Annotated in this window: 5 protein-coding genes and 2 pseudogenes; all 7 read left to right on the top strand. The window is 34.2% G+C overall.

What is annotated here, in order from left to right; genetic code table 11:
- The first annotated feature begins 1,105 nt into the window (after positions 1–1,105).
- A complete protein-coding gene (locus ACP5SP_RS06500) occupies positions 1,106–3,256 on the top strand; it encodes a vWA domain-containing protein (RefSeq protein ID WP_428076276.1) in 2,151 nt (716 codons plus the stop codon).
- A 13-nt stretch (positions 3,257–3,269) separates the two neighbouring features.
- A complete protein-coding gene (locus ACP5SP_RS06495; protein WP_428076275.1) occupies positions 3,270–6,386 on the top strand; it encodes a tubulin-like doman-containing protein in 3,117 nt (1,038 codons plus the stop codon).
- Positions 6,387–6,470: 84 nt separating this feature from the next.
- Positions 6,471–7,091: pseudogene (gene cmr1, locus ACP5SP_RS06490) on the top strand (type III-B CRISPR module RAMP protein Cmr1).
- 30 nt (positions 7,092–7,121) lie between these two features.
- Positions 7,122–7,733: a hypothetical protein gene (locus ACP5SP_RS06485; protein ID WP_428076274.1), complete on the top strand. Its 612-nt coding sequence runs from the start codon at positions 7,122–7,124 to the stop codon at positions 7,731–7,733.
- Complete coding sequence (gene cas10 / locus ACP5SP_RS06480; protein ID WP_428076273.1) at positions 7,694–9,523, top strand: type III-B CRISPR-associated protein Cas10/Cmr2; 1,830 nt, start codon at positions 7,694–7,696, stop codon at positions 9,521–9,523. Before ACP5SP_RS06485 ends, cas10 begins: the two co-directional genes overlap by 40 nt.
- Before the next feature lies 1 nt (position 9,524).
- A complete protein-coding gene (locus ACP5SP_RS06475) occupies positions 9,525–9,920 on the top strand; it encodes a type III-B CRISPR module-associated Cmr3 family protein (RefSeq protein WP_428076272.1) in 396 nt (131 codons plus the stop codon).
- Between the two features lie 164 nt (positions 9,921–10,084).
- Positions 10,085–10,341 (top strand): annotated as a pseudogene (locus tag ACP5SP_RS06470) (IS1380 family transposase); the annotation flags it as partial.

The raw sequence follows: 10,341 nt of genomic DNA, 5'->3' as shown, positions 1-10,341 counted from the left end.
CTCATCTTACCTTTGTTGATAGCAATAGCTCTTTTCTTAATGAAATTTCAATTCAATGTTTACTCTGTTTTCTTGCTTGACCTTCTTTTGCTTTTTTCGTATTCATGCATTGAATATAGATATAAAACTAAAGAAAAGATTATTAAGAATGCAGAAAAGTACACAGGAGATTAAAGACTGAGTTTGTCGAAACTCATTATTAAAGGAGCCCTTGTTAGGGCTCTTTAGATTTTATTGACTATATACTATAACCTAATCTGAGAGATTCACAGCTTTTACTTGTATTTTTCTTTATGTAAAGGGGACCGTCAACGGAAAATGCTCAAATTTTCACAAGACTAAGAGAGTCATTTAATACAATATTTCCCATTAGCCTACACCCAAAAATACGGAAAACAATACAAAATTCAATAAGTTGTAAAGTTTTTTAAAAATTCCTCGAAAATCATGGAACTTTTTTTAGAGTTTGGGAGTCTACATATGTGAAGAGAAAATTTTAGCTAAAGCGCAAAATAGATTTCACTAAAACCAAAAAATCTCTTAAAAATGTATTAACAAGAGAGAGAGACGCTAAAATATAGTTGAAGAGGAGCGGAATCTCCCTCGAAAAGTGAGGCGATGAGTTTCAAGCGAGTGCAAGGTTCTGGGGATAAAGGAAGTAAATTAGACCTAACCTGAGTGATTCTCCAAATGTTTCACATATTTTTCTTTGGTAGAACATAGGTTTGATATAGAACCTGCTCATAAAGATTGCAGGTTACAGAGGAGTAAAATTTAGCACATAGAATTGCAAAGACGGCAATTACAGAAGAATAAAAAAGGACATTGCTTTCACCTGTTAAGCGATGAAGCACTATCATATTGAGGTTATATAATGATATTCGTAAGAAGGGAGCAACGAATACAAAGAAGTAAAACAAAAATAAAAAATCCGAGGAGAAGAAAAAGAGTTATAAAGATTAGTATTTGTCTCAATCATCTGAGGTAATGTCGAACATAAAGAAAAAAAATATGACAAGTACTTGCAAATTTTTCAAAAAGTACTAAAATTTTTTAGAGCGATAAAAAATCGCTCAATTTAGGTAAATAATAAAAGGAGTTAAATATGATTTCTGAGAGAAAGAAATTAAAGCATGAGAGGGTATTTAACTTTTTTTCGTTATTTGTGATTATTTTGTTGCTCTTACCCATTATTTGTCTAACTGGCTGTAACAAAGTAGTAGAAAAACCTATTACTTATACAAGGCAAGAGGAAATAGGGCTTTATGAAAAAGTTGGTACTCCAATTGATATATTTCTCCTACTGGATCAATCTAATAGTATGAGCGGATACGGAAATGAGCCAGCAACTGACCCAAAAAATATTAGAGTTGAGGCGAGCAAATATTTTATCACTAATCTTTCCAGAAGATCAGAAAATGAACCATATTTAAGAATTGGATTAATTAATTTTGGTACTGATGTAAACAAGGAAAATACTGTAGATTTGACCGAAGTAAAATCTGACCCTGAAGATACTAATACTAAAAAATTAGTTGATTCAATTAAACCACTATCTTTACAGTCTACAAGTTTTATTAAAGCGCTTAAGGTATCTTACAATCAATTTGAAGCTTACAGGACATTGGAACTAAAAAGAAAGCCAGTCATCGTCATTTTTACTGATGGCGAGCCTTATGATAACCGTAACCTGAGTCTATCAAATTATTTTAGCGAAATAGACAGTTTTTATAGAGACTATTTGCAAAAAATTGGATGTGAAATTTTTATGATAGGTATTGATACCACAGGAAAAACTTGGGCAAAGTCAGTTTCATACTGGGAAAAAATTATTGGGAGCGATCAAATTTACAGAATAGAAAGCATGGATGAATTGTTTTCAAAGTACAATGAAATAGTTCAAAAATTATTTTACCTTCCCATAACGTCTCCCGATATTTTTACAAAATCACTTGAATTCGAAGTCCAACCTTATCTTGAGAAAATTCAATTTGACATTTACCCTGAGACAAAAGAAATTGCAGTTGAGATAGTAGATTCAGAAAATAAGAAAATTTCTGAGGCTAATCCAGATGTAACAGTAAAAGAATATCCAACATATAAAACAGTGGTAGTTTCTAACCCTCCACCAGGAAAGTGGAAATATGAAATAGTCAAAGGTCAGGGAACAGTCAAAATTTACAAGACATTGATTCCTAATAAAATGAATTTAGTTAGCCCTAGTTTAGAACAAGTCTTAGGAAGATCCTTCAAGGTTATATTTGCTTTTCTTAAATCTGATGATACTGCAGTTCAACTTCTTCCAGAATACCCACTTGTCTTCAGCGGAAAAATTGTTTCTCCAGACGGAAATACAGTAAATCTTAAATTTAAAAAAGGTGAGAAAGGAATTTATTTCACAGAAGAATACAATCCACAAAGTGAAGGTTTGTATAAAATAATACTAATTGCAACAGGAAGAGAGGGTTTTGAAATAAAAAACGAGTATAACATAAGTGTGCAGAAAGTCCCTTACATAAGTTTAAATTCTCCCCAAGATAATTCTAACTTAAAGGGTTTCAGAAAAGAATTAGAAATAGAAGTAACGCTAAATTATGAAAATAAGCTAATAGATCCATCAAAATTTTTTGAAACTGATCCCTCTGCACTTATTTGGGCGCAAATAGCCTATTTACCAAGCGGAGAAAAATCAAAAATTGTTGTTCCTTTACAGCCATCTGCAGATACAATCGGAAAATTTATAGGAAAGATACCTATTAACTTTAACATGAAAGGTCAGTATATTTTGAAAGTTGAGCTTGACGGGAAACTAAAATCAACCAACAATCAATTCAAAGATACCTTAACTAGTAGTTTTTATTTATATCCTTCTATTCTTGACTATTTAAAAATTTACTGGTATGTGATTTTAATACTTATTTTATCTATTATTGCTTTTTGGAAACGTAGATTAATTTTTGGAGGGACATTGGGAGGTACATTGCTTGTTCAAGGCGAAGAATTTCCATTAAGTGGGCACAAAATGACTATCGGAGGGAAAGGTGCAGATATAATAATAGATGATAGCAAACAAGGCATATTTGGTTACATTGTTCCAAGACTGAGCGAAGTAGATCCTAAAGGTAATTTAAGAACATCCATTGAGATACACTACAAGTCTTCTTCTGAAAGTAAAAAATTTGACATTGTCGATACTTTAGAAAATAACCAGACAATGACAATTTTTGGTAAAATCATAAAATATATAAGAGACTAAGGGGGAGGCAAATATGTTACCAATGATTGCAATTGGGTTGGGAGGTACTGGTAAGTGGGTATTAACTGATCTAAAGAAAAATTTAGTGGAGGTTTACGGCAAAGTTCCAGAAAAAATAGCTCTTTTAGAGTTTGATCTTTTAGAACAGGAGAATATCCCTGTTGAAAGGGGGAAATTTGACCTTGAGCAAGGGAAAATGGTGCCATTCAAGTTAGACTATGATATTTCGCATAATGAGTTTTTTAACTTTTGTGGAGAGCTTACTAAAGTGGTTACGAGCATAAAGGATGGAACTGGAGACTACCCCTTCATAGAAAAATGGTTTGGCAAAGATGAAGCAAAAGGATATGCCGGGGGGCAATTACAGTCGTGTACAGGTGCAGGACAAATTAGACCCCTGAGTAGAACTTCGTTTTTTCTTAAACCAGATGACATATATAAAATAATTAGTGATAATGTAAGAAACATTGCCAGTAAAAAAGAAGAGAAAGAAATCATTCCTGTTTTTATTATCTCCTCTGTTGCAGGAGGAACAGGGTGCGGAACATTTATAGATTTTGCTAATATTGTACACAAGTGTTTTGGAGACCTTAGACGGACAGATGTGCAATATTATCTTTTTGGCATATTTGTTCTTCCTCGAGGATTCGAAGGGACAATCCCTTCTTCTCCGTTACAAGCACGCTTTAAAGCGAATTGTTTTTCTTCTTTTAGAGAGTTACATCGTTTTTATTCCACTTCTGGGCAAAACATTCAATATACTTCTAAAACTGGTGTTAAAAAGGATTTTCCGCTTTTTAGCATAACATATTTTATTGATGGAAAGGGCCTTGTGGAAAAAAATGGTGCACCAACACCTCATTATCTGGGATTATGTCCTGCCATAAGTGAGTTTATTATGACATATGTAGAAGGAACTGCACCTATAGGTGACCTTCCAAAAGTCGTAATTGCAGGTACTCAACCTTATTTTGCCCCAACAAACCCGCAATTCGGTGAACTTAATATTCCAGTATACAGTACTTTTGGTATCCATAGATATGTTTTAGAATCAGAGGATATAAGAATTGACTTTGCTCATAGGTTGGGGAAAGACATTCTTAACTATTTTATTGAACAACCTGTATTTGCGGCTGATGCTAAAGTGCAGGAGTTTATGAAGGGGGAAACAGCTACTCCTTTACTGACAAATTTCCTTTATCAGACTATAGAGAATCAGGGATTTGTAGGCACAGATAAAAAGAGCCTGATTAATTATATAAAATTCAATTCTAGGGAAGAGGATATTGATGTACCTGAAATGAGAATAGATGATATACAAATTAGGAGGGGTTTAAAAACAATCCCATTGGAAGTTGTTGAAGGCCAGGTAAAAAAAAGAAAGGAAAAGGTTATTGGTTCCGAAAATGATATGGCCTCTCCTGACACATCAGGAGGAGTAAGAAGTACTCACGGTGTAATGAATTATTATAGCAAAAAGCACGAAGAGAAATTCGCAAATGCCTTGGAGAAATACTTAATTCAAATATTAAATGACAGGGATAGGAAAGGTAGCCTTCTTAAAGCCCAATCCTTTTTAGAGGCTTTAATCAAAACATTTGATAATATCACTGAGAGAGTCATAAAGATGTTTGATGACTTAAGAATAGAAGATAGTATAAATGTAGTGCAAAAACAAATTAGCAACTGCAAAAATAATAAAAAATATTTAAAATTATCAGAGCGGGCTACGAACTTATCCCAGCAAAAAATCATAATGGACTCAATAATCAAGATAGTTAAGAGAGATAAAGAGATTTGTGATAAGATCTTGGAAGATGTGGATAACTGGATTCAGACCTTCAATGCGGGAATTATGCAAATAAATACTTCGAACCTTGAACATATCAAAACAAGAAATTCAAAAAGAACTATAAAATGTTTGACCTTTGTTACAGACCCAAATGATAAAATTGAAAACAGAATCTATGAGTTGATGAAAGGTGATAACCCTCGAGACAATATTGAACAAGAGATACAAAACAAGATACCCAGAATTCAAATAGAGGCATTGGTAGATCCAAATGATTATTTTATCTGGAAATTTGAGTCTCTCAAAAATAAAGCAGATAATTCACAAATTCATTTATCCTGTTTACTTCCAGAAGGTTTTCTACCACTTGAGAGTTTGAAAGGTGACCCAATTAAGTGGAATTATAACTTTATAAATAATTATTTAATACTTGGGCAACTTGATAAATTAAACTCCTTCACTATAATGGATGCCTTGCAGCTTAAGGGGGAGGACCCTGCAGGTATTGCCGCAGACTTAAAATCCAAATCTTCGCTACTTGCAGATGTTGACCCAAATGCACAGGTTAGGGGAGTTGATGAAGCATCAAATACCGAGCATTTTGTAAAGACTGCAGCGGCTTTTACAACCACGCAACCAGGAAGTGATTTTGCAGGTAAACTTAAGACAGAAATTAAAAAAGAAACAGGTAACGTAGCAGATGATCGTCAAAGTGAGGCCTTTCGTTATACAATTTTACAGTTAAGAATTGATAACTATATTAAATATAGTGGGTTTACTGGCCTAACAGATACAGTAGATGAGTACAGAAAAGTGGCTATAAAGGGAACTTACCATGTATTCCCTGAAGAAATCAATGCTTTAAAAATAGAAAGTAAGTTCGAAAAAGTACTTCATGAAAAGCCAAATTTTTTAAACTGTAGGGTTGTGAATCTGCTCGGTGATATTGAATTTGTAAGATCTTTTGTCTATTCTTTAATGAAAAAATGGATTACTTATGATGTTGTTGGAACAAAAAAATACAACATTGAACTTGAAGATACAACCGGGGAGAAGAGAGTGCTTCCGTTAGGGGAAAGCAGAATTGAAGCGTTAGAGTTTTTGCTTAAAGAAAATGAAGATTCTAACAGTGCTCGTGAGAAAATAAAGAGACAGATGGAACAATTCAGAGAAGAGATTAAGAAAAATATTGAGGGTGTTATAAAAGAGCTAAAAGAATTTTATACCTCTATTGATCTTTCAAAAGAAAGTAATTCTGCCGAGAAGGATCTTTTGAAGGTAGTTAAAATAATAATTTACAACGAATTTACAGAACTTGAGAGTAGCAAAAGCAAATAGATAGAGCAATTTAAGAAAGGAATGCACGGCATAGATAGTACAAAGTAGTATAACATATAAACAAGGAGAAATAAGGAGGTAAGCTTGAGAAAAAAGGAGGTTACAGTAGGTATTGAATTTATTACCCCTGCCTTTATAGGTGGGGCAAATCCTAACGTAGATTGTGAAATGCGTGAGGATTCTCTGAAAGGAGCTTTGAGGTTCTGGTGAAGGGCTTTCTGCTCAACTAGAAGAAGCTCTGAGAAGGAGCTGTTAGAAGAAGAGGGTGCAATTTTTGGCGGACAGAAGCAAAAGTCTAAAGTGTCTTTATTTATACCACCTGCTAGTAGAGATAATTATTTGACAACGTTAGATGCGAGGACTTTTAACAATTTGTCATATGGCATTCAATACCTTTTGTTTCCTTTTAGATCTGCAAACAGGAAATACATAAATCCAGGAACTCAATTTGAAATACAACTTATTGCAGATGATGATAATGCCATGATCGAAACTTTAAAAGCTTTGTGGTTTCTGGAAAACTTTGGAGGTCTTGGAGCAAGATCTCGAAGAGGTTTGGGGTCTTTCAGAGTTATTAAAATCAATAGCCCTATAGATCTTCAAGAAATCCTGAAAGAAGTCCCGAAATTTATGTGTCTTAAATCCGAAGAGGAAATAGGAAGCTTACAATCAAATGAAAGTATTCAAAATTATTTGGGAGAATAAATAAACATTTTTGCAACTCCTTGTGATTCTATGCCCTCCTTTAGCGCATATTCCTCTACTGATTCAGAATTTAAAGTTCATTTCGAGGCAAGTTTTACAGAGTGGAAACAACCACTTAACTGGCTTGGTAGGAGATTGAAGGAATTCAGAAGTTACACAAGACCACCATTTAACAGTGAAGCAGCAGAACTCCACAAATACAAGGATAATATTAATGGATACAGTATTCCAGATCCTCTCACAAAGACGGCATTTGGTCTTCCAATAGTATACAATTTTAGAGACGAGTTAAGTAGGCCAAAAAGTGAGAGAATATCAATTGAAGCAGAACCTTGGAGCGCGGTTCCACAGGAGAATCCTTACGGAAGAAGAGCCTCTCCACTATTCTTTAAGGTAGGAAAAATTGGTAATTCAGACACCCATTACTATGTTACAGCCCTTCTTATATGGTCCGAGTTTTTGCCTAACAATGCAAGAATTAAACTTAAACCTAATGTTGGACCGAATAGAAGCTCTACAATCACGCCTCAAGTTATATCTAATAATCCTACTAAATTAACGTATTCAATTTTCTTAATGAGAATTTTAGGTAGGGGCATAATATGGATTCGGATAAAAAAGTATTTGGCATCTTTCAGTTAGGCCCTGTGCAGGAGTTTATTGCAACATCAAGGAAAACTTCAGACCTATGGGCAGGGTCATATCTCCTTTCTTTCCTTGTTAAAAATGCAATGGAGCATGTAAAAAATAGAGGTGGAAAAATTATTTATCCGTATTCAGATTCAATCGTTTCTCCCACAATTGAATCTAATATTCCGAATCGTTTTGTTGCCGAGTTTGATGAAAGTGTTGCAAAAGAAATTTTAAAAGGAGCAGAGGAAATTATAAAAGGTAAGTTTAAAGAGATTCAAGAATCTATCAAAAATTCTCTATTAAAAAACATTAATGTAACAGATGGAGCTATTATTGATAATTTATTTCAAAAACAATGTGAGGATTTCTGGGAGATTTATTGGATTGTAAGTAATGAAGACCAAGAAAATTATTCTGCAAGCTATACCAGGGCAGAAGCTGTGTTTAATGGCAGGAAATCTATCAGGAATTTTAAACAGATTGGCGAAGAGGGTTTCAAATGCACACTCTGTGGCAAAAGAACGCCACTATATAATGAAAAAGATGCCTGGAAGAGTAGAAACAAGCTCAAGTTATTCTGGGAAGAACTTCGTAGCAAATACAAATATAGGTTTAAAGAAAACGAACAACTATGTTCAATTTGCCTTACAAAGAGACTTCTTGATTTAAACTCTGAATTTAGTAAAGCTAGCAAAATTCCGTCGACTGCATCAATTGCTATTTCCCCATGGCTTAATAAACTCTTTAAAGCCTACAACGAAAAAAAACTCTCGGGCGATTTACTTACTTATCTTAAGAATGAAATAAACTCAGTTTCAGGTATTATTAATGAATCTGTTAAGGGCGGTACGCTCAGAAGATTGGACGAAATTTTGTCTAAACAAGATAATGAAATTCTTAAAGAAGTTTTCGCAGTAGAAGGCTCTTACTACATTATTGATACATACCAGAATATCGACGCCCCTGAAGATATGGTCAAAAGGATCTTAGAAAAGCTTGGGTCAATTTATAAGATAATAGAAAGTCCGCCAAAGTATTATGCTGTTATCCGCTATGACGGAGACCACATCGGAAAATATATCAGGAGTTTAAATAGTGTAGATGAGCATAAGGAGTTCAGCAAAACAATCTATAATTTCTCTAATGAAGTTTTAAATCTTGAAAGCAAGTTTATGGCTAAAGTAATCTATGCTGGTGGAGATGAAGGTTTAATTTTTGCTGCACTTGAAGATTTACCTGCAATTATCGAGGAGCTAAGAAAGCTATTTACTTCAAAAGTTGGTAAAGGCATAACTATTAGCATAGGAGTAACAATTGCTCACTACTCTCAGGCACTTCAGCAAGTTCTTGAGAATACGAAGGTTATATTGAAGAAGGTAAAGGACAGTGGGCGAAATGCAACTGGGATATCTGTATTAAAACGTTCTGGTGAACCTTTAAACTTTATAATACATTTTGATAGACTCAGAGACCCGTTTGTTTTCTTTAAGGAAATGTTAGGATGTTACAGGAATGATTATATCTCTAATGGGTGGTGGCGAGATCTTGTTGACAAAAAGTTTTGTTTCATAGAGAAACCTGAAGATAAACTCGACAAAGAGATGTTGAATCTTGAGGCGAAGAGATTGCTATTGAGAAGATACGATAAGGAGAAAATGGGTCTTGCCCAAATCGAGCAAGTAGAGTCAAGTCTTGAGGACTTCATTTTGCGTTATCTTTTCGTAAAGCCTGGTGAAGATGAATTTGACGCATTCGTTAACTTTATTGCAACTATAGAGTTCATTGCCAGGGAGGAATGAAATGACTAAGTGGATATTTATTGAACCTTTTGATACAGTTTTTTTCAGAGATGGAAAGCCATTTGATGCAGGGAATGATTTTGTATCTTTCTCAATATTTCCACCTTCTCCCTCAACATTCTATGGTGCATTGCGCACTTACATTATTATGCAGTATTCTAATCTGTCAAATTTTAGATCAGACACAAAAATTACAAATGTTGTAGGGACAGATGCAAATAATCTCGGAAGCTTAAAAATTTATGGTCCATATCTATACAAAAAAGAATTATCACCGTTTTTATTATTTAAAGCACCCTTAGATATTATGCAGAGGGATAGAATAGTCATAAACCTTATACCGTCTTCCGTATCATCTGGTTTAACGGATCTGGAGGCTAATAACAACCTAATCTGAGCGATTCTCCAAGCTTTCATCATATTTTTCTTGCTTAAACCATAGGTTTGATGTATAATTTGAGCACATATTAAAAAAGATAGTGCCTTCACTTACTGGGTGATGAAGCACTATCATATTGAGGTGACAATATAATAAACAAAAATGAAAAAAAATCCAAACAGATGAAAGAGGCCTATGAGGTAAGGATAGATAGTATTGAGAAAACATCAGATACACTATCCGACAGGGCAGGGCTTACACTGTTTGCAAGGTACCTTTCAAAGATAGGGATATACTCTCTCACAAACAAATACTTTGGGAGTATGAGAAAAAGCAGGAAGGGAATACCAATTGATAATACATTCAAGCAGCTATTCTGTTTCTTTACAGATGGCACATCGCTCCATCTAACCCATTTTGATGACATGGCGAGGGATAG

Origin of the sequence: Caldisericum sp. (genome assembly GCF_049967455.1) — a bacterium.
GTDB classification, from domain to species: Bacteria; Caldisericota; Caldisericia; order Caldisericales; family Caldisericaceae; genus Caldisericum; species Caldisericum exile_A.
This window is presented reverse-complemented; position numbering and strand designations above follow the sequence as displayed.

Coding starts and splice junctions, on each gene's coding strand:
- cas10 (WP_428076273.1), top strand. CDS start 7,694: ATGGATTCGGATAAAAAAGTATTTGGCATCTTTCAGTTAGGCCCTGTG.
- ACP5SP_RS06475 (WP_428076272.1), top strand. CDS start 9,525: ATGACTAAGTGGATATTTATTGAACCTTTTGATACAGTTTTTTTCAGA.
- ACP5SP_RS06485 (WP_428076274.1), top strand. CDS start 7,122: ATGCCCTCCTTTAGCGCATATTCCTCTACTGATTCAGAATTTAAAGTT.
- ACP5SP_RS06495 (WP_428076275.1), top strand. CDS start 3,270: ATGTTACCAATGATTGCAATTGGGTTGGGAGGTACTGGTAAGTGGGTA.
- ACP5SP_RS06500 (WP_428076276.1), top strand. CDS start 1,106: ATGATTTCTGAGAGAAAGAAATTAAAGCATGAGAGGGTATTTAACTTT.